We start from the raw sequence: 23,080 nt of genomic DNA, 5'->3' as shown, positions 1-23,080 counted from the left end.
ATGCGCATACTCCTGTTCCGTGGAGACGGCGTGATCGAGCCATGGGTGCGCGAATTCGCCGCCCTCATGCCGCAGGTGGAGACCGTGGCATGGAAGGAAGGAGTTGCCCTGCCGCCGTGCGACTATGCGGTCGTGTGGAGCCCCACGCCGGCCCTTCTGGACCAGCTCGCGCACGTGCGCGCGATCTTCCTGATGGGCGCCGGCGTCGACGCCCTGCTCAAGCTGGGCGATGCCCTGCCCCCGGTGCCGATCGTGCGCCTGGGCGACGCCGGCATGGGCGTGCAGATGGCCGAGTACGTGGCGCACGCGGTGCTGCGCTACTACCGCCACTTCGACGACTACGAGGAACAGGCGCGCCACGGCGTCTGGGACCCGCTGCCGCTCACGCCGAAAAGCGAGTTCACGATCGGGATCATGGGCCTGGGCCGGCTCGGGCTGCCGGTGGTCGAGGCGATGCGCCTGTTCGGCTTCCCGGTGCGCGGCTGGAGCCGCACGCCGAAGGACATCCCGGGCGTCGAATGCTTCCACGGCGCCGACGGGCTGGATGCCTTCCTGCGCGGCACCCGCGTGCTGGTCTGCATGCTGCCGCTCACGCCGGAAACGGCGAACCTGCTCGACCGCCATAACCTGGGCAAGCTGCAGCAAGGCGCCTACCTGATCAACGTTTCGCGCGGCGCCATCCTGGCCGAACCCGACCTGATGACCCTGATCCGCTCCGGCCACATCGCCGGCGCCACGCTCGACGTGTTCCGCCACGAGCCGCTGCCGGCCCCGCACCCGTTCTGGAACGAGCCGCGCATCGCCATCACCCCGCACATTTCCGCGCTCACCATGCGCCACGACGCCGTGCTCCAGATTCGCGACAAGATCGCACAGCTGGAGAGCGGCCAACCCGTCGACGACATCGTCGACCGCGACCTGGGATACTGAACACCATGTACCAACACGCCAGCCTGCCGAAGAAGGTCAAGATCGTCGAAGTGGGGCCGCGCGACGGCCTGCAGAACGAGAAGGAGGCCTTGAGCGCCGAGGTGAAGATCGAACTGGTCAACCGCCTGGCGCGCGCCGGTTTTCCGAACGTCGAAGCCGCCTCTTTTGTCTCGCCCAAGTGGATCCCGCAGATGGCGACCAGCAAGGAAGTCATGGCCGGCATCGAGCGCCTGCCTGGCACGATCTACTCGGCGCTGACGCCGAACATGCAGGGCTTCGAAGCCGCACTGGCCGGCAAGGCCGATGAAGTCGTGATCTTCGGCGCGGCCTCGGAAGCCTTCTCGCAAAAGAACATCAACTGCTCGATCGCCGAATCGATCGCGCGCTTCGAGCCGGTGGCGAAGGCCGCCAAGGCCAACAATCTCCGACTGCGCGGCTCGATCAGCACGGCCTTCGGCTGCCCCTACCAGGGCGAGGTGCCGCTGGATGCGGTCGCCGACGTGGTGCGCCGCATGCGCGACCTCGGTGTCGATGAGATCGACATCGCCGACACCATCGGCGTCTCGACCGCGCGCAAGACGCAGGCGGTGATGCTGCGCGCGGCGGAAGAATTCCCGATGCACCAGCTGTCCGGCCACTTCCACGACACCTACGGCCAGGCGCTGGCCAATATCTACGCCGCGATGGAAGTCGGCGTGGCGATCTTCCACTCGTCCGTGTCCGGCCTGGGCGGCTGCCCCTACGCCAAGGGCGCGACCGGCAACGTCGCCACCGAGGACGTGATCTACCTGATGAACGGCCTGGGCATCGAGACCGGCGTCGACCTCGACCAGGTGGTCGATGCCGGCCTGTTCATCTCGCAGCAGCTGGGCCGCAAGAGCGCGAGCCGGGCCGGCAATGCGATCGCGGCGAAGCGGGCGGGCTGAATGCGGACTTACGCCATTGCCCTGTCGCTGGGAAGCCTGCTGTGCGCTGCGCAGGCCGCTGCTGGCGACTTCCGCTGCTTCCATTCGCTTGGTCCGGGCAGGCAGCTCAGGCTGGAGTTCGGCATTGCGCAGGAAGGAGCGGAAACGGCGTACGTGCGGTACGAGCACGGCAGCGCGGACATTCCGCTCAGGCTCGTCAAGCGCGACGCCGTCGAGATGGCGCCTGGCAGGCCGATGGAATTCACGACCACGTGGAAGGAAGACCTGCCCGGCGGCGGCAGCTACACGGTGATATCCCAGGGCGCGCGCGTCTACGGCTTCACCTACATCCGTTCGAAGGACCGCAAGGCCCTCGCCTTCGAAGAAGATCTCGACGCCTGGGAGGAAAGCGGCTGCCGCTGGACGCCGCGCTGAAAACAGGCGCGTTAACGAAAAAAGCCGACAGCTTTCACTGTCGGCTTTTTTCTTGATACTGGTCGGAGTACAAGGATTCGAACCTTGGACCCTCTGGTCCCAAACCAGATGCGCTACCGGGCTGCGCTACACTCCGAGAAGGCAGATCATATCCTGATGGGGTGACCAGGTCAAGGTTTAAGGGCAAAATAAAGAAACTAAGGCATTGTGTTGCATTCTTCGACACGGTCAAACAGGCAATATTGTGAATCTGGCAGCGCGGCACAACGGTGATGTGGGTTTCACGCGGGGGAACAAACGTGTCCTCATCGGCGTCAGCGTGTCGATTGCCGTGCACGTGATGCTGATGTTTGCGTATCGCCATGGCGGGCCATCGCTGCCCGCCTTCGAGCCCGATCCCCCCTCGTCCATCGCGGTGCGCATCCTGCCGCCACCACCCCCGCCTTCGACACCGGAGGTGGAACCCGCGCCACGCGCGCCTGCCGAGCCGTCAGCGCCGCGCAGCGCACGCCGCTCCGCACCGAAACCCGTCATCGCCGTGCCTGCGGCGCCCGAACAGGACACGCCGGCGGATGCCTTCTCCGTCGAGCCAGCTCCTCCAGAGGCGACGCCTGGCGATGCGCCGAAATTCGACATGAACGCGGCCAGGGGAACCGCGCGCGAGCTGGCCGGCCGGACCAAGCTCGGCATCGAGGGCACGGCCCATGCCCAGTTCCCCGACCCGCCGCTGGAAACGGAAACGAAGGCCGCCCGCGCCATCAGCCGGGCCAAGCGTCCCAACTGCAAGGACGGCCTGCCCGGCGGGCTGCTGGCGCCGCTGTTTCTCATGATGGACAAGAAGGACCACGGCTGCAAATGGTAGCGGACCGGATGTTACACTGAGGCGATGAAACACCGACTCTTCCTGTTCGACCTCGACGACACCCTGCTCGATTTCAAAGCTTCCGAACAACTGTCCTTTGCCCACACGATGCGCGAGCTCGGCATGCCCACGCTGCCCGACGGCTTGTTCGCCAGCTATCAGGCGATCAACGTGGCGCTGTGGCGGGCATTCGAACTCGGTACCGTGTCGAAGGAATTCCTGAAAGTGGAGCGCTTCCGCCATACCTTCGCCGCGAACGGACTCGACCTGGATCCGCAAGCCGCCAGCCACCTCTTCCTCGAGTCGCTGCCCGACAATGTAGTGCTGATCGACGGCGCCCAGCAGCTGTGCGAGACCCTGGCCGGCATCGGCGAAGTGGGCATCATCACGAACGGCGCCGCCAACGTCCAGCAGCGCCGCATCGCCGCGTCGAAGCTGCACGTGCACCTGTCCTTTGTCGCCACCTCGGACGGCTGCGGCCACGCCAAGCCGGACAGCCGCTTCTTCGACTACACCGTGAAAATGGCGCGCGCCTTTTCGCATGCCGAGACGATCATCGTCGGCGACCGGCTCGACGCCGACATCCTCGGCGCCAACCGCTTCGGCATCGAGAGCTGCTGGTTCAATCCGGAGGCGTTGGCGAACGAGTCGCAGGCCCGTCCCACCGTGGAAGTGGCGACGCTGCACCAAGTGGTCCCGGCGCTGCGCGGCCTGCTCGCCGCGTGACGCGCTACAATCCGCCCATCACACAAGGAAAGCACATGGCAAAGAAAGAAGAACTCGACGAGGAAACGCTGGCATTCATCCACTGGTGCATCGAGGTGGAAAAATTCCTCGTCGCCGGCGGCGCCACCCTCGAGCAGGCGCAGGAGCACATCGAGGAACAGGTCGAGTGGTTCACCGACCAGTTCTACGATGGCTTGAGCCCGGAAGAAGCGGCGAAAGAAGCGCTGGCGTAATCACTCGCCCTTGATCTGCAGGGCGCGCTCGTACAGCGCGTTCTTCTTGCGGCCGGTGATCTGCGCCGCCAGGTTGGCGGCCTGCTTGACCGAGCACTCGGTGAGCAGGATCTGCAGGATGCGCTCCGCTTCCGCATCCTGCGCGTCAAGCGCGAGCACCGCCCCTTCCACCAGCACGACGAACTCGCCGCGCTCGCGGTGCTGGTCGGCCTTCACCCAGGCCAGGGCCTCGCTCAGCGGACAGCGGTAAACCTCCTCGAACAGCTTGCTCAGCTCACGCGCGAACACGACCTGGCGGGTCGGCTCGAATACCGCCATCAAGCCTTCCACACATTCGACGATGCGGTGCGGCGCTTCGTAGAGCACCAGCGTCGAGGTCTCGCGCACCAGCGCCGAGAGGGCCGCCTCGCGCTGCTTCGTTTTTGCGGGAAGAAAGCCGACGAAGTGGAAGCGGTCATTCACCAGTCCACTTGCCGACAGGGCGGTGATCGCCGCCGACGGTCCCGGCAATGGCGCCACGTTCAGGCCCGCCGTGCGCACCGCATCGACGATGCGCGCACCCGGGTCCGACACCGCCGGCGTGCCCGCATCGGACACCAGCGCCACCCGCTGTCCGCCGCGCAAACGCTCGATGATCTTGTCGGCAACTTCGCGCTCGTTGTGCATGTGCGCCGCGATGGTCTGCTTGTTCAAACCAAAGCGTTGCAGCAAAGCGCCGGTCTTGCGCGTGTCCTCGCAAGCCACGACATCGGCAAGCGCCAGCAGGTGCAGCGCGCGCAAGGTGATGTCGGTGACGTTGCCGATCGGTGTAGCCACGACATACAGCGTTGCGGTAGGATAGGACTGCTGGGCCGCCTCGCCCATGACGGGAAGCCGGGCGATGTCGATGGTCTGCTGTTCTGTCATAAGGGATTCCGATGCTGAAAAAAAATCTCACGGCGCTGCTTGCAACGTCCATGTTCGCTGTGCTGGCCGGCTGTACCAGCACGCCATTGCCGCCCGACACGGGCTGCGGCGTTCCGGGCGGATTGTGCGCGCCCGCCGCGCCGAGTGCAAGCCCGGCGCCTGTCGAGTCGCGCTACACGCCGCCCGCTCCCGCCGAGCGCGCCGTCACCAACCCGATCGACTTGCCGCCGTCCAGCGACGGCAGCCCGCGCGCCGCCACCGGCGGCAATGGCGCCGGCACCCGCATCGCCATCCTGCTGCCGCTCGAATCCGGCAACCTGGCCCAGCCCGCCGAAGCGGTGCGCGCCGGTTTCATGGCCGGCCACGAGCGCGACCGCGGCGGCGTGACCGTCAACGTGATCCCGACCGGCGACTCGGCCCAGGCCACGCTCGACGCCTACGCGCGCGCGGCCGAAACCAACGACATCGTGGTCGGCCCCCTGGCCCGCCCGGCAGTCGCCGCCCTGGCCGCGAGCGGCGCCGTCAGCAAGCCGACCATCGCCCTGAACCATCCGCAAACCAACGGCCCGCTCCCGCGGCGCATGCTGGTGGTCGGCCTCGCGCTCGAGGACGAGGCGCGCCAGGTGGCCGACTGGGCCGCGGCGGAACAGCCGGGCGGCCGCGCCCTGGTGCTCACCGGATCCACCGCCTGGCAGCAGAGACTGACCGGCGCCTTCACGGCGCGCTGGTCGCAGCTGGGCCTGAGCAACTACGTGGTCGAGCTGCCGAGCAGCGACGGCTACGTCGACGGCAACGCCCTGGCCGAGCTGCGCGCGCGCCTGCAGCAGGACCCGCCGCAGCTGGTGTTCGCGGCCCTCGACGCGGTCCAGTTGCGCCAGGTGCGCAGCGCTATCGGCACTTCGCTGCCGACCTACGGCACCGCCTCGGTCAATCCGGGCCGCGACGCCGCCACCGCCGCGCCCGAGCTGAGCGGCGTGCGCATCCTCGACCTGCCCTGGTCCGTGCAGCCCGAACACCCGCTGGTGGCCAGCTATCCGCGCTGGGACGCCGGCACGGGCGGCTTCGACATGCAGCGCCTCTACGCCCTCGGCATCGACGCCTACCGCATCGCGCGCGAACTGGCGCTGCGTCCCGGCGCCGCCTTCGAGATCGATGGCGTGACCGGCCGCCTGTCGGTGGACATGGGCAGCGGCGCGCCGGCCTTCCGCCGCATCGAGACCGGCACCGTCTACCGCGATGGCGGCGTGTTCGAGTCGGTGGCCTTCGGGCAATGATATGTGGCCGCTGCGCCTGTCGTCGCGGCAGGCCCAGGGCCGCCAATGGGAGCAGGCCGCCCTGCTCTACCTGCAACGCCGCGGCTTGCAGAAGGTCGAAGAGAATTTCCGCTGCAAGGGGGGCGAGATCGACCTGATCATGCGCGACGGCGACACCCTGGTGTTCGTGGAAGTGCGCCAGCGCGCCGATATCGCACACGGTGGCGCGGCCGCCAGCATCACACCCGCCAAGATCCGGCGCCTGGTGCGCGCGGCCGAGTTCTACCTGTTGCGTTTTTCCGTCGCGCCGCCCTGCCGCTTCGACGTGGTCGCCATCGATGGCGAGCAGGTCGAGTGGCTCAAGGACGTGATTAACTGAGGTCATTGAAGTGTAAGCAATTTTTACCGCTCTTGCCCGCCTACCGTTGCTACTACACTATAATCTTCGGCTATGAATACTCAACGCATCCTCGCTCACTTCCAGGAGAGCGCCGATCTCAAGATGAAATCGGCGCCTGCCCTGGCACAACCCATTTCGCAGGCGATCGAACTGATGTTTGGCGCCCTGTCCAACGGCAACAAGATCCTGGCCTGCGGCAATGGCGGATCCGCCGCCGACTGCCAGCACTTCGCTGCCGAGCTGGTCGGCCGTTTCGAACGCGAGCGCTTCCCGCTCCCGGCGATCGCCCTGACCACCGACACCTCGATCCTGACCGCGGTCGGCAACGACTACAGCTTCAAGGAGATCTTCTCGAAGCAGGTGCAGGCCTTCGGCCAGGCCGGCGACATCCTGCTGGCGATCTCGACCTCGGGCAACTCGGGCAACGTGCTGGCCGCGGTCGAAGCCGCGCTGGAACGCGAGATGCGCATCGTGGCCTTCACCGGCAAGGACGGCGGCGCCCTCGGCAAACTGCTGACCGACGCCGACGTGCACATCAACGTGCAACACGCACGCACCGCGCGCATCCAGGAAGTCCACCTGTGCGCGATTCACGCCATCTGCGACGGCATCGACGTCGCACTGTTCGGAGGAGAAGAGGAATGATTCAAACGCGACCGCTGGCCGGCCTGCTCTCGAAAATCGTACTGGGGACCGCACTGGCAACTTCGCTGTCGGGCTGCGTCGCCCTGGCCGTCGGTGGCGCCGCCACCGCCGCCCTGGCAAGCAACGACCGCCGCACCATCGGCATGCAGACCGAGGACAAGGCGATCAACGTCAAGGCCGAGATCAAGCTGCAGCAGGTCACCGGCGAGAACGGCCACGTCAACGTGACCAGCTACAACCGCAAGGTGCTGCTCACCGGTGAAGTGCGCGACGAAGCGATGAAGGCCGCGGCCGAGCGCGAAGTGCGCGCGATCGACAACGTGGTGTCCGTCATCAACGAGCTGGAAATCGCCGGCCCGTCGAGCTACACCTCGCGCTCGAACGACGCCCTGATCACCACCAAGGTCAAGGCCAGCCTGGTCGACAAGAAGACCGTCTCGGCGACCGCTTTCAAGGTCACCACCGAGCGCGGCGTGGTCTACCTGATGGGCCTCGTCACCCCGCGCGAAGGCAATATCGCGGCCGACGTCGCCAAGGGCGTGCCGGGCGTGAACCGCGTGGTGAAGATCTTCGAGTACATCCAGGACGAAGACCCGCGCGCCAACCAGCCGGCACCAAGCCAGAGCTAATTCAACAACGGCAGGACTGCGGTCCTGCCGTTTTTCCATCGACACCCGCCATGATTCCTTCCTCGAGTTCCTGGTTCAAGCCCGCCGCCGCAGCCGCGGTGGTGCTGGCGCTGGCCGGCATCGGCTACGCCTCCTTCTACGGCAGCACTCCGGCGCCCGACGTCACCTTCATCAGCATCAAGGGCGACAAGATCAGCACCGGCGCCCTGCGCGGCAAGGTCGTGATGGTCAACTTCTGGGCCACCTCCTGCACCACCTGCGTCAAGGAGATGCCGCAGATGGTCGAGACCTTTGAAAAGTACAAGGGGCAGGGGCTGGAGTTCGTGGCGGTGGCGATGCAGTACGATCCGCCCAACTACGTGCTGAACTTCACCGAGACCCGCAAGCTCCCCTTCACGGTGGCGATCGACTCGGCCGGCGACATCGCGAAGCAGTTCGGCGACGTCACCCTGACCCCGACCACCTTCCTGATCGACAAGCAGGGCAAGATCATCAAGCGCTATGTGGGCGAGCCGGAGTTCCCGGCCCTGCACAAGCTGATCGAGAAAGAGCTGTCCTCTTAAGCCTTCGGGTAAAGAATCATCTGGGTACAGCGGAACAGGGCGATGGTCTTGCCGCTGTCCTTGTCCATCACGGTCGCATCCCACACGTGGGTGGTGCGGCCCAGGTGGACGGCGGTCGCCACCACCGCGATCGTGCCCTGGCGCGCGGTGCCGAGGTGGTTCGATTTCAGTTCGATGGTGGTGAAGCTGTTCGCGCCTTCCGGGAGGTGGGCGATGCAGGCGTAGCCGGCCGCGGTGTCGGCCAGGGTCACCACGCTGCCGGCGTGCAGGTAGCCGTTCGGGGCCAGCAGGTGGGGCTGGACCGGGAGTTCGGCGCATACGCGGCCTTCGCTCACTTCGGTGATGACGATGCCGAGGTGGCCGGGGAGGTAGGGTTGGCCGAATTCGTTGAAGGATTCTGGGGTGTATTTGGGGTTCACGGTGATGTCGCTTTGTTTAAAAGCACGATCGTACACTGCTGGTATTTATCGTGCTTGGGCTAGTGGCTGATCGAGCAAACTTGGGTTCCGGCCTTCGCCGGAACCCAAGTTCGTACCGCACCCGTTAGCGCCTGCGCTTGCCACTCGTCCGTCCACCACTCCCCCGCTGCCGCGCCGCCGTATTCTGCTGCTGCAGCATCGCATCCACCCTCTCCGACGCCTCCCGCGCCAGCTGCTGCGCCAGCGCGATGCTCGGAAAATGCTCCGGCTCGCGATACCCCAGCCACGCATACGCCGAATACATGCGGCAGGTATCCTCGACCTCCTGCAGATTCATGTAATACAGCTCCCGCGTCGGCGGCGTCAGCTTGCAGATTTTTTTCTTCGCCAGCGACAGCGCCCAGTGCTCCCAGGCGCTTTGCAGCACCGGCACCCGGCTCGAGATCGGCACCAGCGACAGCATGAACTTCTCGGCCACCGACAGCGGCAAGGTGTCGAGCCACTCGGCGCGCTCGTTCTGTTCCTCGGTGATGCGCGGGTAGAAGAAACCGTCCGGGACGTCGATGTTGTGGACGAAGCGCTTGAGCAGCTTTACCAGGGACGTCTCGCCCGTCACCGACGAAATGCGGTGCAGCTGTTCCAGCGAGGGCGCGACGGCGAAGCCGGTGGCCGCCACCGGTGGGATCTTTTCCTTCATCAGTGCGCGCATGACCTGGTGGGTGTCATCGTCGTAGCCGGCCACGAAACCTTCCTCGTGCACGCCGTAGCGCCCTGCCCGTCCGGCGATCTGCTTGGCCAGCGCGGCCGAGATTTCCTCTTCCTCGTAGCCGTTGTACTTGACGGCGGTCGTCATCACGATGCGCGCGATCGGCATGTTCAGGCCCATCGCCAGCGCATCGGTGCCGACCACGACGTCGGCCTGCCCTTCGCGGAAGCGCTCGGCCTGGGCCCGGCGCACCTCGGGCGACAGGTTGCCGTAGACGGTCGCCACCGACAGGCCCTTCTCGGTGATCATGTCGCGCCACATCAGCACGTCGCGGCGCGAGAAGGCGATGACGGCGTCGCCGCGGCGCAGGTTGCCGAGCTTGCGCACCGCCGACGGCTCCATCGCCAGCGGCGCCATGCGCTTCAGTACATGGACTTCCAGCGGCACTTCCAGCCGCTCGGCCAGCGCCTCGATCGCGCGGCGCGCTTCCGGCGCCCCGACCAGGTAGACGGTCGACGCGGGCGCGCCGCACACCGCCGCGGTCCAGGCAGCGCCGCGGTCGCGGTCGGCCAGCATCTGGATCTCGTCGATGACGGCGACTTCCACCGGCGTCTTCGTGTCCAGCATCTCGACGGTGCTGGCGACGTGGGTCGCGCCTTCGGCGATGCGGCGCTCCTCCCCGGTGATCAGGCTGACCGCGATCTCTTTGCCGGCCGTGTTCTGCAGGCGCTCGTAGTTTTCCAGCGCCAGCAGGCGCAGCGGCGCAAGATAGACGCCGCTGTCGGCCTTGGCCAGCGCTTCCATCGCACGGTGGGTCTTGCCCGAATTGGTGGGCCCGAGCAGGGCGATGAACTTGCGGCCCATCTTGCTGGCGACCTCGAAGGATTCGGGGTACTCGGCCAGGTTGATGCTTTCCTTGGTGCGCGCCGCGAAGCGTTCTTCCTGCTCGCGCTCGACCGCGTGGGTCAGGCGCTGCGAGATCCGCTGGAACACGTATTCGGCCGGCTCCGAGGTTTCCAGCTCGTCGAGGACGTGCAGGAAGGTCATCGGGTCCCAGCCGAAATCGTCGGCTTCTTCCGCGATGTCGCGCACGAACTCCTCGGCCTCGGTCTGCAGCGCTTCGATGGCGTCTGGCGTCGCGCGTTCTTCCAGTAGTTCGCGCCGCGCGAGCATGTCCATCTTGCGCCACTTGCTCGGCTTGGCCAGCACGCCGCGCGCCGGCACCAGGCGGTAGGGCACGCGCAGGCCTTCGTAGCGCACCTCGCCGGAAAAGCGCAGGAACACGCGGCCTTCCATCTTGACCAGCTCGATGCCGCGCTCGGCGAAGTCGAGCTCGCGTTCGAGGAAGGCGTCGTCGTGTTCGGTGTCGTCAGGGGTGTGATTCATTGGATGCTTGCGGATGTTTCGTTGGCATCCACTATATCGCAGCGCGCGCCCGGACACGGCACGCATCAAGCCAGGGTAAAGCCCTCGTCGAGCCAGCCGGTAACGCCGCCGATCATCAGCTTGACCGGCCGGCCAAGACGCGCCAGCCGCTCGGCCGCGCGATGCGCGCCGTTGCAATGCGGGCCGGCGCAGTAGACCACGAACAGCGTGTCCATCGAATACTCGCGCAGCTTGGCCTCGACGATCTTCCCCTGCGGCAGATTCAGCGCGCCGGGGACGTGGCCGCGCGCGTACAGCGCGGGACTGCGCACGTCGAGCAGGACGAAATCCTGCTCCTGTGCTGCAAACGCCGCATGCACGTCGGCGCAGTCGGTCTCGAAGGTGAAGCTCGATGCGAAGTGGACGAGCGCCTGGTCGCTCGGCGCGGCGGGTACTGCGGATACGCTGGATGGCATGGTGGACTCCTGGGTTGAACGAGTCTCCAGTCTCGCAGGTAGCGGCCGGGCAGGGCAGGCGTCGGCGCGACAGAAACTGGTAACATCGCGCCATGCCCCACCACGTCGCCATCCTGGCCTACGACGGCCTGTGCACCTTCGAATTCGGCTGCGCCGTCGAGCTCTTCGCGCTGGACCGGCCGGAGCTCGGCGTGCCCTGGTATTCGTATGCGGTGTGCGCCGTCGAGGCAGGGCCGTTGCGCGCCGCCGGCGGATTGACGGTCGCGGCGCCGCACGGGCTCGAGGAAGTCGCGCGCGCCGACACCGTCGTGATTCCGGGCTGGCGCGGAGCCGACGCGGCGCCGCCACCGGCATTGATCGAGGCGCTGCAACAGGCCGCCGCACGCGGCGCACGTCTCTGCTCGATCTGCTCGGGCGCCTTCGTCCTGGCGCATGCGGGGCTGCTGGGCGGCCGCCGCGCGACCACGCACTGGCGCTATCTGGACCAGCTGGAAGCCGCATTCCCGAACATCGATGTGGAACAGGGCGTGCTGTACGTCCAAGACGGCCGCATCGTCACGTCGGCCGGTTCCGCGGCGGGCCTGGACATGCTGCTGCACCTGGTGCGCAGCGACTTCGGTGTCGACATCGCCAACCGCGTCGCCCAGCGCCTGGTGGTGCCAAGCCACCGCGATGGCGGTCAAGCGCAGCTGGTGGCGCGTCCGCTGCCGTCGAGTGAACACAATGCGATCGCGCGGCTGATGGACTGGGTGCGCGAGAACCTGCGCGCGGAGCACTCGGTGGAATCGATGGCGGCGCAGGCGAAGATGGGTGCGCGCACCTTCCAGCGCCGCTTCAAGGAGGGGACCGGATCGACGCCGCTGGCCTGGCTGGTGAAGGAGCGCGTGCAGCTGGCGGAGCACATCCTGGAGACCCGGCCTGCACTGGGGCTGGAAGCGGTCGCCGATTTGTCTGGTCTCGGTTCGCCCGAATCGCTGCGGCGTCACTTTCGCAGTCATGGGCTATCTGCGCCTGGCAGCTACCGTCACCGGCTCGATCACCGTAGGGTGGGCGGTCCTCCGCCCACGGGTTCAACGAACGGGTGAAAGCCACGGAGCGGGCCGATTGACGTGATTTGAACGCGTGGGCGGGGACCGCCCACCCTACAAAAACGGCCGGCGCCGCAGGGTGCGGGGCCGGCCGTCTGGCTGAAATGACGCGCGATTACGCGGCGACACCCGCCTCGTGCGCCTGCTGGTCCGCGTGATACGACGACCGCACCATCGCGCCCACGGCAGCGTGCACGAAGCCCATCTCGTAAGCCTTCTCTTCGAACATCTTGAAGGTATCCGGGTGCACGTAGCGGCGCACCGGCAGGTGCGAGTTGGACGGCGCCAGGTACTGGCCGATGGTCAGCATGTCGATGTCGTGCTCGCGCATGTCGCGCATGACTTCGAGGATCTCCTCATCCGTCTCGCCCAGGCCGACCATCAGGCCCGACTTGGTGACGGCGTTCGGGTATTTCTTCTTGAAGTCGCGCAGCAGCACCAGCGAGTGCTGGTAGTCGGCGCCCGGGCGCGCTTCCTTGTACAGGCGCGGCACGGTTTCCAGGTTGTGGTTCATGACGTCCGGCAGGCCGTCGGCGAAGATGTTCAGGGCTTTTTCGAGACGACCGCGGAAGTCCGGCACCAGCACTTCGATCTTGGTGTTCGGCGACAGGGCGCGGGTCTTGCTGATGCACTCGACGAAGTGGCCGGCGCCGCCGTCACGCAGGTCGTCGCGGTCGACCGAGGTGATCACGACGTAGGACAGGCGCAGGTCGGCGATGGTCTTGGCCAGGTTGCCCGGCTCGTTCACGTCCAGCGGGTCCGGACGGCCGTGGCCGACGTCGCAGAAGGGGCAGCGGCGGGTGCACTTGTCGCCCATGATCATGAAGGTCGCGGTGCCCTTGCCGAAGCATTCGCCGATGTTCGGGCAGCTGGCTTCTTCGCACACGGTCACCAGGTTGTTGGCGCGCAGGATGTCCTTGATCTCGTAGAAGCGCGAGGAGGCGGTGGCGGCCTTGACGCGGATCCAGTCCGGCTTCTTCAGGCGCTCGGCGTCGGCGATCGGCACGATCTTGATCGGGATGCGCGAGGTCTTGCTGGCGCCCTTCTGCTTTTCGGTGGCGTCGTAGGCGGTAGCGGTGCTGGTGTCGATAGTCATTGGCTCGTGCCCTGGCGGGCTTCCATTCAGAGAGTTTGTTCGGTTTCCGGCGCCGGCACATCGGCCGTCGCCAGCTGGCGCACCAATTCCTGCGCCAGGGCCTGCTGGACATCGGCCAGCGGGGCGTCCACGCCCATCGTGCGCATGTCGACCGTGGCCAGCCCGGAGTAACCGCAGGGGTTGATCCAGGTGAACGGGGCCAGGTCCATCGCCACGTTCAGCGAGACCCCATGGTAGGTGCAGCCGTTGCCGCGCACCTTGAGGCCGAGGGCGGCGATCTTCGCGCCCCGCTTCGGGCCGTCAGCCATGTAGATGCCGGGCGCGCCGGCAACGCGTTCGCCCGCGAGATTATACGCCGCCAGCACCTCGATGACCGCCTGTTCGATTTTCGCCACAAACTGACGGGCATACAGCTTGCCGCCCGGCTTGTTGCGGCGCAGGTCCATCAATAGGTAAATGACAACCTGGCCGGGACCGTGGTAGGTGACCTCGCCGCCGCGGTCGGTCTGGACCACCGGGACGCCATGGGGCGCCAGCACGTGGGCATGGTCGGCGCCGAGGCCCAGGGTGAACACGGGCGGGTGCTCGACGATCCACAGCTCGTCCCGGGTGTCGGGCGTGCGCGCGTCGGTGAAGGCGCGCATCGCGGCGAAGGTGGGTTCGTAGTCGGCGCGGCCGAGCTCGCGGATCAGCGGCGTGGCGGGACGGGTCATTGGTATAGGGAGGGAATATGGACAGCCCCGTCATTATAAGACAGCGCGATCGTCCGCGCCTGACGGCCGTCCATTTTCCCGGGTCGCTTACAGGACCATCTTGACCATGTGGTGGGTCGACAGGGCGCGGTAGACGTCGTCCAGCATCTCGCGGCTGGTGGCGCGCACGGTCACGGTCAGGCCGGTGTAGTTGCCCTTGGCCGAGGGACGGCTCTGCATCTTGCCTTCATGGAAAGTCGGATCCAGCTGCATGATCACCTCGACGATCGCCGGCGCGAAGTCGACGTGGGTCGCGCCCATCACCTTGATCGGGAAGTCGCTCGGGTATTCGATGAGGGAGTCTTTCGGGTCCATGATTTTGTCCTGTGCAAAGCGTTATTGTAGTCCCTCCGATATGGCGATGCTTTGCTGGAAAAAAAGAGGCCGGCGCTGAGGCCGGCCTGAACTATTCCTGAGTTGGGGGAAATAGCGGGATATGTTGCAGTGCCTTGCAGGTGTTGCGGCCTGCGAAGCGCTGACGCTACTTTATCCAATGCCATCCCTGACCGCGACCCGCATGCGACGAACTGCGCTTTGCCGCGACAGTCGACGCAAAATGCGGACTAGGCGGTTATTCATTGCGGGGCGCCTGGTCGTGCACCCGCGACCGTTCGCGGAAACGCTGGGCTCCCGGCGCCTCGGCGCGTGGCGGCGGCGGAGCGATGGCTTGCGGCGGCGGCGGCGCGACGCGCTGCGGGGGCGGGGCCATGACAGGGGCGGGGGCGGGCGCCGGCCGCTCCGCCTGCTGCGGCATCGCCACCAGCGGTTGCGGACGCTCGCGGCGGCCCTCGAAGCGCTCGCCGCCACGGTCGCCGCGGTCGAAACGGTTTCCACGCTCGCGCTCATTGTCGTTGCCACGATCGAAGCGCGGCAGGTTCTGCGGACGGGACGGCTGCGCCGCCAGCGGAGCCGGCGCCGCGATCACGCCGGGCTGGGGCGCCGGATTGGTCGACAGGACAGGCGGACGCTGGCCACGGTCCGGAGGCGCTCCATCGTGACGGTCGAACCGCGGCCCGTCGTTGCGCTCGGCGCGATCGAAACGCGGACGCTCGTTACGCTCGCCATCGAGGTCGCGGCCCTCGCGCAGCACGCGGTCGCGCGCTTCGATGCGGCGCGCATCGCCGCCGCGCCAGCCCTGCGGCGGCGGCGGAGCGGCGCCGGGCGCGCTCAGAATCGCCTGCGGCGACGGCGTCGCCCGCGGCACGTTCGGCACCACGACCGGTCCGCGCTGGCCGAAGTTCGCCTGCGGGACCACGGTCAGGCCGCGGTGGCGGTAATCCGGGCGGCCCGGACCATCGCCACGGTCATGGTCACGGTCACCGCGGCCGCGCGGCCCGCGATGGTCATCCTTGCGGTCGCGCCAGGCGTTCAGCCGGCGCAGGCGCTCGTCCGACAGCCGGTAGCCCGGCACGAAATGGTCGCGCGGGCCGAGCGGATACCAGCCGGTCGCGGGGCGCGAGCCGTGCAGGTTGAAGCCGACGCTCCAGCCGCCGCCCCCGACCCAGCCGACCAGCGCCGGCGCCCAGACCGGACGGCGCTCGATGTGGCCCGGGGCCCAGGCCCAGCGGTTGCGCACCTGCACCCAGCGGCCGTAGTGGAAGGGCGCATAGCCCCAGGGCGCGTTGTCGACCCAGGTCCAGCCCCAGGGGGCGATCCAGGTCCAGCGGCCGTCGCGGTAGGGCACCCAGCTCGAGGACACCGTCGGCAGCCACAGGGCGCCATATTCCGGGTCGTCCTGCCAGCTGCCGTGGCGGTCCAGCTCTTCGTAGCCGGTCATGTCGGTGGTGACGTAGCGCGCCGAGCGCGCACCGTCGAAGGCGCGGTCGCGCTCCAGCGCCCAGCTGTCGAAAGCGTCGCTTCTCGCCTGCAGGGTGCGCACGTCCTCGTCGCGCAGCTCGGCGCTGCGGCCGGCGCGGATCGTCAAACTCGCGCCGCCGCCGTCGACCTGCGCTTCGCCGTCGAACACGCTGACCACGCTGGTGTCGCGCACGCGCTCGGCGTCCACCCGCAGGCGGCCGGGTTTCAGCATGCGCACGCGGCCCTGCGGCGTGCTCAGTTCGAACTCGGGCAGCACGTCCTCGCTCAGGATGCGGATGCTGGCGCTGCCGTAGTGCAGGCGCAGGCGCATGCTGTCGTCGTCCAGTTCGGTGATCTCGAGCGAGCTGTCGGCGTCGACCCGGATCGCGGTCGAGCCGATCCGCACTTCGGTGCGCCCGCCCGCCTCGGTGGTGATCAGGTTGCGCGTCGTGACCGGCCAGTTGACCAGGGCGTCCTGGCTGGCTTCGCCGACGTCGCCGCCGATGCTGACCTTGCCCTGCACCAGCGCGACCCGGCCGACCCGGCCCGGCGGTTCGGTGTCCAGGGTGTCTTGCGCGAGGGCGGCAGTGGATAGCGCCGCGAGCGCGAGCATCACGGCGGTCTTGGCGAAACGCTTGTTCATGTCGGGCTCCAGCAGGGCTAGGGGACGAGGAAGGTGCACCCTGATTACAACGCACGAGCGCGCGCAAGGACTACGTAACTTACAGAAAGTTTCAATCGCCGGGTAACGCAACACGGCGGATACAAACTCAGCGGTGCGTCGGCTCGACCAGGAATAGCAGCGACCCCATCAGCATCAGCACGGCGCCGAACACGCGGTTCTGGATTTTCACCGCGCGCGCATCGCGGAAGAAACGCTGCATCGACGAGGCCAGCGTGGCATAGCCGTGCATGACGATGGAATCGATGGTCACCATGGTCACGCCCAGGATCGCCAGCTGCGGCAGCAGCGGCGCTTCCTTGGCGATGAATTGCGGCAGCACCGCAACCATGAAGATGATGCCCTTCGGATTGGTCGCATTGGTCAGGAAACCGGTCATGACGCGCTTGCCGAAGCTCGGGTGGGCCGCCATGCCGGCGGTGTCCACGGCGGGCGCGTCGGCTTTGGCGCGCCACTGGCCGATGCCGAGCCAGATCAGGTACAGGGCGCCGATGACCTTGACGACGGTGAAGGCGGTGTTTGACGCCAGCAGCAGCGAACCGACGCCGGCGCCGGCGATGACCAGCACCAGGATCAGGCCGAACTGCAGGCCGAGCACGGTGGCGCTGGCCTTCCTGACCCCATAGGCGAGGCCGTGCGACATGGACAGCACGGCGCCGGAACCGGGCGAAATGGCGATCAGCGAGCCGGCGATGACGAAGGCGATCCAGGTGGTGAGAAGCATGCTGCGGCGGGAAAAGAGGGAGAAACTGGGGGGAGGGAAGGAAGGGGGCCGGCGCACGCGTCCGGAGGATCCGGAGCGTGGCGCGTGGCCGGGTACTGCTTACTTCTTCTTCGGGTTGACCGAAGCCTTCAGGGTGGCGCCGGCAGCGAAGCGCGGGGTCTTCGATGCGGCGATCTTGATGACTTCGCCGGTTGCCGGGTTGCGGCCCTTGCGCGCGGCGCGCTTGGTGACCGAGAAGGTGCCGAAGCCGGTGATGCCGACGGTGTCACCTTTCTTCAGGCGTTCGGTGATGATCTCGATGATCGTGTTCACCGCGGTGTTGGCGGCAGCGCCGGACATTTCGGTGCGCTTCGCGAATTCCGCGATCAGTTCGCCTTTTTTCATAGTTCCTCCGGGGTTAAAAGAGCGGGAAGATTAGCATAATTATTGCTGCATGTAATCTTGCTACCCCGTGGCGAACGCGGGCCCCGTTCCCGAAGCGTTCAGGCCAGGCCGGTTTCGACGCCTGGTGCGGCCAGGCGGTGGCGCAGGGCGGCGTTGATCAGGGTCTGGTAACCGGTGCCGCAGCGCTCGGACAGGCTGCGGAATTCGTTCAGCACTTCGTCGTCGAGGTAGATCGTGATACGGGTCTTGCGCTTCGGCGGACGGGTGCGGCGCACCGGCGCCGGGGTCACTGGGTGCAGGGTCGTTTCGGTATTCATGACTTCTCCTTCGGTGGCGAGGCTGCAGCACCGCAGCCAACAGCTTGCACTATACGTATGCCGGTTTGCCGACACCCGCGAAAAGCGACGAGATGCAGATTTCCGCGACTGAAATGCAGAAAGCCGCGCTGAACCGTGTGCCCGGCAACCTTGCCTCAGGTAAGATGATGCGATCCTGATACTATTTCCTGGAAGTGGAGCAAACGATGGCTGGAGGCAGTCTGCTGGCATTACTGGACGATATTGCAAGCGTCCTCGACGACGTCACCCTGATGAGCAAGGTGGCGGCCAAGAAAACCGCCGGCGTGCTCGGCGACGACCTGGCCCTGAATGCGCAGCAGGTCACCGGCGTGAATGCCGACCGCGAACTGCCGGTGGTGTGGGCGGTGGCCAAGGGGTCGATGAAGAACAAGGCGATCCTGGTGCCGGCCGCGCTGGCGATCTCCGCCTTCGTGCCCTGGCTGATCACGCCCTTGCTGGTGATCGGCGGCGCCTTCCTGTGCTACGAGGGCTTCGAGAAGCTCGCGCACAAGTTCCTGCACAGTAAGGAGGAAGACGAGCAGCACAAGGCCGAGCACATCGCCAAGTTGGCCGCCACGGACATCGACATGGCCGCGCTGGAGAAGGACAAGATCAGCGGCGCGGTGCGCACCGACTTCATCCTGTCGGCCGAAATCATCGTGATCGCCCTCGGCACCGTGGAAAACGCACCGTTCGGCCAGCAGGTCGCGGTGCTGGTCGCGATCGCGATCGCCATGACGGTCGGCGTCTACGGCCTGGTGGCCGGCATCGTCAAGATGGACGACGCCGGGCTCTGGCTGAGCAAGAAGGCGAGCGGCGCTGCCCGGGGCCTGGGCAAGCTGCTGCTGGCCACGGCGCCGAAGCTGATGAAATTCCTGTCGGTGGTCGGCACCGCCGCCATGTTCATGGTCGGCGGCGGCATCATCGCCCACGCCTGGACGCCGCTGCACCACTTTGCCGAAGAAGCGGCGCACATGACGGCCGGCGTGCCCGGCATCGGTGGCGCGCTGGCGGCGATCACGCCGACCGTGGTCGATGCGCTGGCCGGTGTCGTGGTCGGTGCGATCGTGCTGGCGGTGGTGACCGTCATCCAGAAGGTGCGCGGCAAGAAGCTGGGCGCGGCGCACTGATTTTAACTTCATTCAATCCACATACTCGATAACGCACATTTGGCGGCATGTTCATGCGCCATGCGTGCGTTCGCCCCCAATTTCATTCTCTCCGCATGTTGTTGTCAAAAACTGTTGCAAATTTCAAACAGCAAATTGACAACTTGTATGCATAGATTGTATGCATAGATGATCTTATCCCTGAGTCAATACGCTGAGCATCGATGCGCTGCGGTTGATTATAAATACCAATAACTTACCCAGGGAGCATCCATGCATTTCACATCCGGGCGCTATCAGCGCACCGCCGCCGCTATTGCAGTCGGCATGTTGATTTCTTCAGTTGCCATTGCGCAGAGCTCGGAAGGTTCGATCTACGGCCGTGCAAAGCCTGGTGAAAAAATTACGATCACGAGCGTGGAAAACGGCTCGTCGCGTACGATTACCGTCGAGCCGAACGGCACCTATAACGCCGCCAAGCTGCAGCCGGGCGCCTACCGCGTCGAAAGCGGCGGCGTGACCCGCAACGTCAGCGTGTCGATCGGTTCCGGTACGGCCGTGGACCTGGCCGGCGACAGCGTCGCGCGCGTGGTCGTGCAGGGTACCCGCAGCGCCATCGACACCTCGACCGCGGAAACCAGCACCGTCTTCACCGCCGACCAGATCGCGGCGCTGCCGGTGGCGCGCGACGTCAACGCGATCGCCATCCTGGCTCCGGGCGTGGTGCGCGGCGACCCGGACCTGGGCGGCGGCAGCCTGCCGTCCTTCGGCGGCGCCTCGGTGGCCGAAAACGGCTACTACATCAACGGCTTCGACGTCACCAACATCCGTAACTTCCTGTCGTATGCCAACCTGCCGTTCGAGGCGATCGGCGCGCAACAGGTCAAGAGCGGCGGCTACGGCGCCGAATACGGCCGTTCGCTGGGCGGCGTGATCAGCCTGGTGACCAAGCGCGGCACCAACACCTGGAAGGGCGGCGGCTCGGTTTACTTCTCGCCGGAATCGCTCCAGGCCAGCGGCAAGAACCTGCTCGACCTCGACCCGGACAACGCCAAGTACAAGATCTTCCGCAAGTACAACAAGAACGAAGACCTGAGCGCCAACGTCTATACCGGCGGCCCGATCATCAAGGACAAGCTGTTCATCTTCGCTCTCGTCGAAGGACGCCGCGACACCACCGACAGCTTCGGCCAGAACCGCAGCACCGAGACCAAGTCGACCCAGCCGAACGGCATGGTCAAGCTCGACTTCACGCCGAACGACACCCACCGCCTGGAATTCACCGGCATCACCAACAAGTCCAAGTACGACTATATCGATTACATCCATACCGGCGAAAGCCAGGACTGGGCCGGCAGCCACGTCGGCACCCCGACCACCGGCAGCGTCAATGGCGGCGGCCATACCCTGATCGGCAAATACACCGGTTACCTGACCGACAATTTCACCCTGTCGGCCCTGGTCGGCTCGGTGGACGAGAAGCTGCCGCGTACCACCGGCTACCGCGTGGCGGCGCTGAATTGCCCGACCGTGTACGACGTCGATGTCACCAAGCTCGGCTGCTGGAACGAACCGTTCGCCACCAATGCGCGCGACCCGAATACGCCCGAGTACGACGAAGACAAGCGCCGCGCCTTCCGTGTGGACGCCGACTGGGTCCTTGGCGCGCACACCCTGCGCGGCGGTGTCGACTCGCAGAAATTCACCTCTTCCGAAGCCGGTTCGGCCTTCTCGGGCGGCATCTACTGGCGCTACCTGCGCAGCGCCACCGGCACCGTCAACGGCGTCCCCAATGCCGTGGCGCCGGGTGGAAACTATGTACGCGGCCGCATCAGCACCAGCACTTCAGGTGAATTCGAAGTCAAGAACGACGCCTACTACATCGAAGACAACTGGAAGCTCACCGACAACATCCTGCTGTACGGCGGCATGCGCTGGGAGTCGTTCGACAACATGAACGGCGACGGCGACAGCTTCGTCAAGGCCGACTGGCTGCGCGCGCCGCGTGTCGGCTTCTCGTGGGACGTGAAGGGCGACGCCACCACCAAGGTGTATGGCACCGCCGGCCGCTACTACATCCCGGTCGCCTCGAACACCAATATCCGCGCCACCCGCGGCGAGCTGTCCAGCGATACCTTCTACACCTACACCGGCATCGACCCCGTCACCGCCGCGCCGCTGGGCATCAAGCAGGTCGGCTCGCCGCTGATCAACGGCGACGGCAGCCTGCCAAACCCCGCCACCGTGGCCGACATCAACCTCAAGCCGATGTCGCAGGACGAGGTGATCCTCGGCTTCCAGCAAGCGATCGTGAAGGGCTGGAATGTCGGCATGCGCGGCGTCTACCGCAAGGTCAACAACGGCATGGACGACTACTGCTCGCATTCCGCTTTCGAGAAATGGGCTGCCGATAACAACCACCCGAACTTCGATTCGAGCACGATGGCGCAGTGCATGATGGTCAATCCGGGCCAGGACGTCACCCTGCAGGTAGACATCGACAACAACGGCAAGCTGGTGCCGATCACCTTCCCTGCCTCCTATATTGGCCTGGAAAAATACACCCGCAAGTACAAGGCGCTGGAATTCACGCTGGAACGTCCGTTCGACGGCAAGTGGAACCTGAGCGCGTCGTACACCCTGTCGAAATCGTTCGGTTCGGCTGAAGGTTACGTGACGTCGATCATCAACCAGGAAGACGCGGGCGTGTCGCAGGACTTCGACTTCCCCTCGCTGACGCGTGGCTCGACCGGCTACCTGTCGAATGATCGCCGCCACGTGCTGAAGGCCTACGGCAACTACATGCTGAACGACCAGATGCGTCTGGGCTTCAACGCCACCATCGCTTCCGGCCGCCCGGTCAGCTGCGTCGGCTTCGTGCCCTACGACGCGCCGGACTACGGCGACGCCGCCGGCTACTCGACCGCATCCTCGTTCTACTGCCTGAACGACAAGGGCAAGAGCGAGCTGCACAACCGCGGCACCTTCGGCCGTACGCCATGGACCTCGTCGCTCGACATGTCCTTCGCCTACCTGCCGAAGATCGGTACGCAGAAGCTGACCCTGCAGGTCGACGTGTTCAACGTGTTCAATACGCAGAAGGCCACCGAGTACGACGAAATCCGCGACTACAGCCGCGCTACCACCAGCGCCGCGGAAGGCCGCCTGAACCTGAACTGGAAGCGTCCGACCTCGTACCAGTCGCCGCGCGGCGTGCGCTTCACGGCCCGCTACGAGTTCTGATCGCTTTCCTGGATCGGTAACGTGAGGCCGCCTTCGGGCGGCCTTTTTCGTTGATGCGGGCGCGCCAGGGCGGCGGTGGCCGCCGAGGCGCCCAAGGTTCCGGCCGGCGTCCTGCGGTCGAGATGCTTGCCGGCGCAGCGTTCGAACAGGATCGCCCAGAAGGTCGCGCTGGCGTGATGGATCAGGTAGCCGGGCGCGGTATAGCGCATCGAGACGCCGCGCTGGCGCGCCGCCTTGTCGCCATGGATCCAGCGGCTGATCACATTGGTCGACGCGCAGATGCTGCCGGCTTCCTTCTTGCCCAGGACTGCCAGCGCCACCGTCGAGAGAATACTGGACGTGGCGCCGGAGACCAGGCCGCGCCGAACTACCTTGTTCCAGTCATGCATGTTTCCTCCACCCGAATCTCCGATG

The 23,080-nt window shown here is 66.2% G+C and carries 26 protein-coding genes and 1 tRNA gene; 14 read left to right on the top strand and 13 right to left on the bottom strand.

Features of this window, described 5'->3' with window-relative positions:
• Genes LQ564_RS16260 through LQ564_RS16250 form a run of 3 tightly spaced genes read left to right on the top strand, consistent with a single transcriptional unit; the run spans position 1 to position 2,270 of the window.
• A complete protein-coding gene (locus LQ564_RS16260; protein WP_231059158.1) occupies positions 1 to 930 on the top strand; it encodes a 2-hydroxyacid dehydrogenase in 930 nt (309 codons plus the stop codon).
• A gap of 5 nt (positions 931 to 935) precedes the next feature.
• The gene (locus LQ564_RS16255) at positions 936 to 1,856 is read left to right on the top strand and encodes a hydroxymethylglutaryl-CoA lyase (RefSeq protein ID WP_231059157.1); all 921 of its coding nucleotides are present in this window, start codon (positions 936 to 938) and stop codon (positions 1,854 to 1,856) included.
• Positions 1,857 to 2,270, top strand: a complete 414-nt coding sequence (locus LQ564_RS16250) for a hypothetical protein (RefSeq protein ID WP_231059156.1) — start codon at positions 1,857 to 1,859, stop codon at positions 2,268 to 2,270.
• A gap of 59 nt (positions 2,271 to 2,329) precedes the next feature.
• Here LQ564_RS16250 and LQ564_RS16245 read toward each other — a convergent pair.
• A tRNA-Pro gene (locus LQ564_RS16245) sits at positions 2,330 to 2,406 on the bottom strand.
• Positions 2,407 to 2,514: 108 nt separating this feature from the next.
• Between LQ564_RS16245 and LQ564_RS16240 the strand changes: the two genes are divergently transcribed.
• The 3 genes from LQ564_RS16240 to LQ564_RS16230 are packed head-to-tail and all read left to right on the top strand — an operon-like array spanning position 2,515 to position 4,091.
• Positions 2,515 to 3,132: a hypothetical protein gene (locus tag LQ564_RS16240; RefSeq protein WP_231059155.1), complete on the top strand. Its 618-nt coding sequence runs from the start codon at positions 2,515 to 2,517 to the stop codon at positions 3,130 to 3,132.
• Between the two features lie 24 nt (positions 3,133 to 3,156).
• Entirely contained in the window at positions 3,157 to 3,858 is a 702-nt protein-coding gene (locus LQ564_RS16235; protein WP_231059154.1) for a YjjG family noncanonical pyrimidine nucleotidase, read from the top strand.
• A 35-nt stretch (positions 3,859 to 3,893) separates the two neighbouring features.
• Positions 3,894 to 4,091, top strand: a complete 198-nt coding sequence (locus LQ564_RS16230; protein ID WP_231059153.1) for a hypothetical protein — start codon at positions 3,894 to 3,896, stop codon at positions 4,089 to 4,091.
• Here LQ564_RS16230 and rsmI read toward each other — a convergent pair whose 3' ends face one another.
• Positions 4,092 to 4,997 carry a 16S rRNA (cytidine(1402)-2'-O)-methyltransferase gene (rsmI, locus tag LQ564_RS16225; protein ID WP_231059152.1) on the bottom strand — a complete coding sequence of 302 codons (906 nt, stop codon included), beginning with the start codon at positions 4,995 to 4,997 and terminating at the stop codon, positions 4,092 to 4,094.
• Between the two features lie 50 nt (positions 4,998 to 5,047).
• Here rsmI and LQ564_RS16220 point away from each other — a divergent pair, with 50 nt between their 5' ends.
• The 5 genes from LQ564_RS16220 (at position 5,048) to LQ564_RS16200 (ending at position 8,487) form a co-directional block, all read left to right on the top strand.
• Positions 5,048 to 6,271 (top strand): penicillin-binding protein activator, encoded by a 1,224-nt coding sequence (locus LQ564_RS16220; RefSeq protein WP_231059151.1) that lies wholly within the window; start codon positions 5,048 to 5,050, stop codon positions 6,269 to 6,271.
• A 1-nt stretch (position 6,272) separates the two neighbouring features.
• A complete protein-coding gene (locus LQ564_RS16215; protein WP_231059150.1) occupies positions 6,273 to 6,629 on the top strand; it encodes a YraN family protein in 357 nt (118 codons plus the stop codon).
• 72 nt (positions 6,630 to 6,701) lie between these two features.
• Positions 6,702 to 7,295 carry a phosphoheptose isomerase gene (locus LQ564_RS16210; RefSeq protein WP_231059149.1) on the top strand — a complete coding sequence of 198 codons (594 nt, stop codon included), beginning with the start codon at positions 6,702 to 6,704 and terminating at the stop codon, positions 7,293 to 7,295.
• Positions 7,292 to 7,924, top strand: coding sequence for a BON domain-containing protein (locus LQ564_RS16205; protein ID WP_231059148.1), 633 nt, complete (start codon positions 7,292 to 7,294; stop codon positions 7,922 to 7,924). Before LQ564_RS16210 ends, LQ564_RS16205 begins: the two co-directional genes overlap by 4 nt.
• A gap of 50 nt (positions 7,925 to 7,974) precedes the next feature.
• Positions 7,975 to 8,487 (top strand): TlpA disulfide reductase family protein, encoded by a 513-nt coding sequence (locus LQ564_RS16200; RefSeq protein ID WP_231059147.1) that lies wholly within the window; start codon positions 7,975 to 7,977, stop codon positions 8,485 to 8,487.
• Here the strand turns inward: LQ564_RS16200 and LQ564_RS16195 are convergent.
• The 3 genes from LQ564_RS16195 to LQ564_RS16185 all read right to left on the bottom strand — a co-directional run bounded on the left by LQ564_RS16195 (position 8,484) and on the right by LQ564_RS16185 (position 11,453).
• On the bottom strand, positions 8,484 to 8,906 hold the full coding sequence (locus LQ564_RS16195; RefSeq protein ID WP_231059146.1) for a PaaI family thioesterase: 423 nt from the start codon (positions 8,904 to 8,906) through the stop codon (positions 8,484 to 8,486). The two genes, LQ564_RS16200 and LQ564_RS16195, sit on opposite strands and share 4 nt — an antisense overlap.
• A gap of 124 nt (positions 8,907 to 9,030) precedes the next feature.
• A complete protein-coding gene (locus tag LQ564_RS16190) occupies positions 9,031 to 10,998 on the bottom strand; it encodes a helicase-related protein (RefSeq protein WP_231059145.1) in 1,968 nt (655 codons plus the stop codon).
• Positions 10,999 to 11,063: 65 nt separating this feature from the next.
• Positions 11,064 to 11,453, bottom strand: coding sequence for a rhodanese-like domain-containing protein (locus LQ564_RS16185; protein ID WP_231059144.1), 390 nt, complete (start codon positions 11,451 to 11,453; stop codon positions 11,064 to 11,066).
• Between the two features lie 92 nt (positions 11,454 to 11,545).
• Here LQ564_RS16185 and ftrA point away from each other — a divergent pair, with 92 nt between their 5' ends.
• Positions 11,546 to 12,538: a transcriptional regulator FtrA gene (ftrA, locus tag LQ564_RS16180; protein ID WP_231059143.1), complete on the top strand. Its 993-nt coding sequence runs from the start codon at positions 11,546 to 11,548 to the stop codon at positions 12,536 to 12,538.
• 118 nt (positions 12,539 to 12,656) lie between these two features.
• Here ftrA and lipA read toward each other — a convergent pair whose 3' ends face one another.
• The 7 genes from lipA to LQ564_RS16145 form a co-directional block, all read right to left on the bottom strand.
• Positions 12,657 to 13,637 (bottom strand): lipoyl synthase, encoded by a 981-nt coding sequence (lipA, locus tag LQ564_RS16175; RefSeq protein WP_231059142.1) that lies wholly within the window; start codon positions 13,635 to 13,637, stop codon positions 12,657 to 12,659.
• Between the two features lie 26 nt (positions 13,638 to 13,663).
• Positions 13,664 to 14,350, bottom strand: a complete 687-nt coding sequence (gene lipB, locus LQ564_RS16170) for a lipoyl(octanoyl) transferase LipB (protein ID WP_231059141.1) — start codon at positions 14,348 to 14,350, stop codon at positions 13,664 to 13,666.
• A gap of 87 nt (positions 14,351 to 14,437) precedes the next feature.
• Positions 14,438 to 14,704 carry a DUF493 family protein gene (locus LQ564_RS16165; protein WP_231059140.1) on the bottom strand — a complete coding sequence of 89 codons (267 nt, stop codon included), beginning with the start codon at positions 14,702 to 14,704 and terminating at the stop codon, positions 14,438 to 14,440.
• Positions 14,705 to 14,960: 256 nt separating this feature from the next.
• Positions 14,961 to 16,829 carry a DUF6600 domain-containing protein gene (locus LQ564_RS16160; RefSeq protein ID WP_231059139.1) on the bottom strand — a complete coding sequence of 623 codons (1,869 nt, stop codon included), beginning with the start codon at positions 16,827 to 16,829 and terminating at the stop codon, positions 14,961 to 14,963.
• Between the two features lie 127 nt (positions 16,830 to 16,956).
• The gene (locus LQ564_RS16155) at positions 16,957 to 17,592 is read right to left on the bottom strand and encodes a LysE family transporter (protein WP_231059138.1); all 636 of its coding nucleotides are present in this window, start codon (positions 17,590 to 17,592) and stop codon (positions 16,957 to 16,959) included.
• A gap of 99 nt (positions 17,593 to 17,691) precedes the next feature.
• Positions 17,692 to 17,976, bottom strand: a complete 285-nt coding sequence (locus LQ564_RS16150) for an HU family DNA-binding protein (RefSeq protein ID WP_231059137.1) — start codon at positions 17,974 to 17,976, stop codon at positions 17,692 to 17,694.
• Between the two features lie 98 nt (positions 17,977 to 18,074).
• Positions 18,075 to 18,293: a BrnA antitoxin family protein gene (locus LQ564_RS16145; RefSeq protein ID WP_231059136.1), complete on the bottom strand. Its 219-nt coding sequence runs from the start codon at positions 18,291 to 18,293 to the stop codon at positions 18,075 to 18,077.
• A 206-nt stretch (positions 18,294 to 18,499) separates the two neighbouring features.
• On the opposite strand from LQ564_RS16145, the gene LQ564_RS16140 reads away from it, so the two are divergent.
• Positions 18,500 to 19,444 carry a DUF808 domain-containing protein gene (locus tag LQ564_RS16140; RefSeq protein ID WP_231059135.1) on the top strand — a complete coding sequence of 315 codons (945 nt, stop codon included), beginning with the start codon at positions 18,500 to 18,502 and terminating at the stop codon, positions 19,442 to 19,444.
• A gap of 252 nt (positions 19,445 to 19,696) precedes the next feature.
• Positions 19,697 to 22,666 carry a TonB-dependent receptor gene (locus tag LQ564_RS16135; RefSeq protein WP_231059134.1) on the top strand — a complete coding sequence of 990 codons (2,970 nt, stop codon included), beginning with the start codon at positions 19,697 to 19,699 and terminating at the stop codon, positions 22,664 to 22,666.
• Here the strand turns inward: LQ564_RS16135 and LQ564_RS16130 are convergent.
• Positions 22,654 to 23,055, bottom strand: coding sequence for a hypothetical protein (locus LQ564_RS16130; protein WP_231059133.1), 402 nt, complete (start codon positions 23,053 to 23,055; stop codon positions 22,654 to 22,656). The genes LQ564_RS16135 and LQ564_RS16130 overlap by 13 nt on opposite strands.
• Positions 23,056 to 23,080: the final 25 nt, after the last annotated feature.

It is taken from the genome of Massilia phyllostachyos, from assembly GCF_021044825.1.
GTDB classification, from domain to species: Bacteria; Pseudomonadota; Gammaproteobacteria; order Burkholderiales; family Burkholderiaceae_D; genus Telluria; species Telluria phyllostachyos.
This window is presented reverse-complemented; position numbering and strand designations above follow the sequence as displayed.

Excerpts from the sequence above, each read along its gene's own strand:
- LQ564_RS16185 (WP_231059144.1), bottom strand. The coding sequence starts at position 11,453 with ATGCCATCCAGCGTATCCGCAGTACCCGCCGCGCCGAGCGACCAGGCG.
- LQ564_RS16135 (WP_231059134.1), top strand. The coding sequence starts at position 19,697 with ATGCATTTCACATCCGGGCGCTATCAGCGCACCGCCGCCGCTATTGCA.
- LQ564_RS16215 (WP_231059150.1), top strand. The coding sequence starts at position 6,273 with ATGTGGCCGCTGCGCCTGTCGTCGCGGCAGGCCCAGGGCCGCCAATGG.
- LQ564_RS16220 (WP_231059151.1), top strand. The coding sequence starts at position 5,048 with ATGTTCGCTGTGCTGGCCGGCTGTACCAGCACGCCATTGCCGCCCGAC.
- LQ564_RS16160 (WP_231059139.1), bottom strand. The coding sequence starts at position 16,829 with ATGAACAAGCGTTTCGCCAAGACCGCCGTGATGCTCGCGCTCGCGGCG.
- rsmI (WP_231059152.1), bottom strand. The coding sequence starts at position 4,997 with ATGACAGAACAGCAGACCATCGACATCGCCCGGCTTCCCGTCATGGGC.
- LQ564_RS16235 (WP_231059154.1), top strand. The coding sequence starts at position 3,157 with ATGAAACACCGACTCTTCCTGTTCGACCTCGACGACACCCTGCTCGAT.
- LQ564_RS16250 (WP_231059156.1), top strand. The coding sequence starts at position 1,857 with ATGCGGACTTACGCCATTGCCCTGTCGCTGGGAAGCCTGCTGTGCGCT.
- LQ564_RS16145 (WP_231059136.1), bottom strand. The coding sequence starts at position 18,293 with ATGAATACCGAAACGACCCTGCACCCAGTGACCCCGGCGCCGGTGCGC.
- LQ564_RS16165 (WP_231059140.1), bottom strand. The coding sequence starts at position 14,704 with ATGGACCCGAAAGACTCCCTCATCGAATACCCGAGCGACTTCCCGATC.
- LQ564_RS16210 (WP_231059149.1), top strand. The coding sequence starts at position 6,702 with ATGAATACTCAACGCATCCTCGCTCACTTCCAGGAGAGCGCCGATCTC.
- LQ564_RS16205 (WP_231059148.1), top strand. The coding sequence starts at position 7,292 with ATGATTCAAACGCGACCGCTGGCCGGCCTGCTCTCGAAAATCGTACTG.
- LQ564_RS16155 (WP_231059138.1), bottom strand. The coding sequence starts at position 17,592 with ATGCTTCTCACCACCTGGATCGCCTTCGTCATCGCCGGCTCGCTGATC.
- LQ564_RS16200 (WP_231059147.1), top strand. The coding sequence starts at position 7,975 with ATGATTCCTTCCTCGAGTTCCTGGTTCAAGCCCGCCGCCGCAGCCGCG.
- LQ564_RS16130 (WP_231059133.1), bottom strand. The coding sequence starts at position 23,055 with ATGCATGACTGGAACAAGGTAGTTCGGCGCGGCCTGGTCTCCGGCGCC.
- LQ564_RS16230 (WP_231059153.1), top strand. The coding sequence starts at position 3,894 with ATGGCAAAGAAAGAAGAACTCGACGAGGAAACGCTGGCATTCATCCAC.
- LQ564_RS16260 (WP_231059158.1), top strand. The coding sequence starts at position 1 with ATGCGCATACTCCTGTTCCGTGGAGACGGCGTGATCGAGCCATGGGTG.
- LQ564_RS16190 (WP_231059145.1), bottom strand. The coding sequence starts at position 10,998 with ATGAATCACACCCCTGACGACACCGAACACGACGACGCCTTCCTCGAA.
- ftrA (WP_231059143.1), top strand. The coding sequence starts at position 11,546 with ATGCCCCACCACGTCGCCATCCTGGCCTACGACGGCCTGTGCACCTTC.
- LQ564_RS16140 (WP_231059135.1), top strand. The coding sequence starts at position 18,500 with ATGGCTGGAGGCAGTCTGCTGGCATTACTGGACGATATTGCAAGCGTC.
- LQ564_RS16150 (WP_231059137.1), bottom strand. The coding sequence starts at position 17,976 with ATGAAAAAAGGCGAACTGATCGCGGAATTCGCGAAGCGCACCGAAATG.
- lipB (WP_231059141.1), bottom strand. The coding sequence starts at position 14,350 with ATGACCCGTCCCGCCACGCCGCTGATCCGCGAGCTCGGCCGCGCCGAC.
- LQ564_RS16255 (WP_231059157.1), top strand. The coding sequence starts at position 936 with ATGTACCAACACGCCAGCCTGCCGAAGAAGGTCAAGATCGTCGAAGTG.
- lipA (WP_231059142.1), bottom strand. The coding sequence starts at position 13,637 with ATGACTATCGACACCAGCACCGCTACCGCCTACGACGCCACCGAAAAG.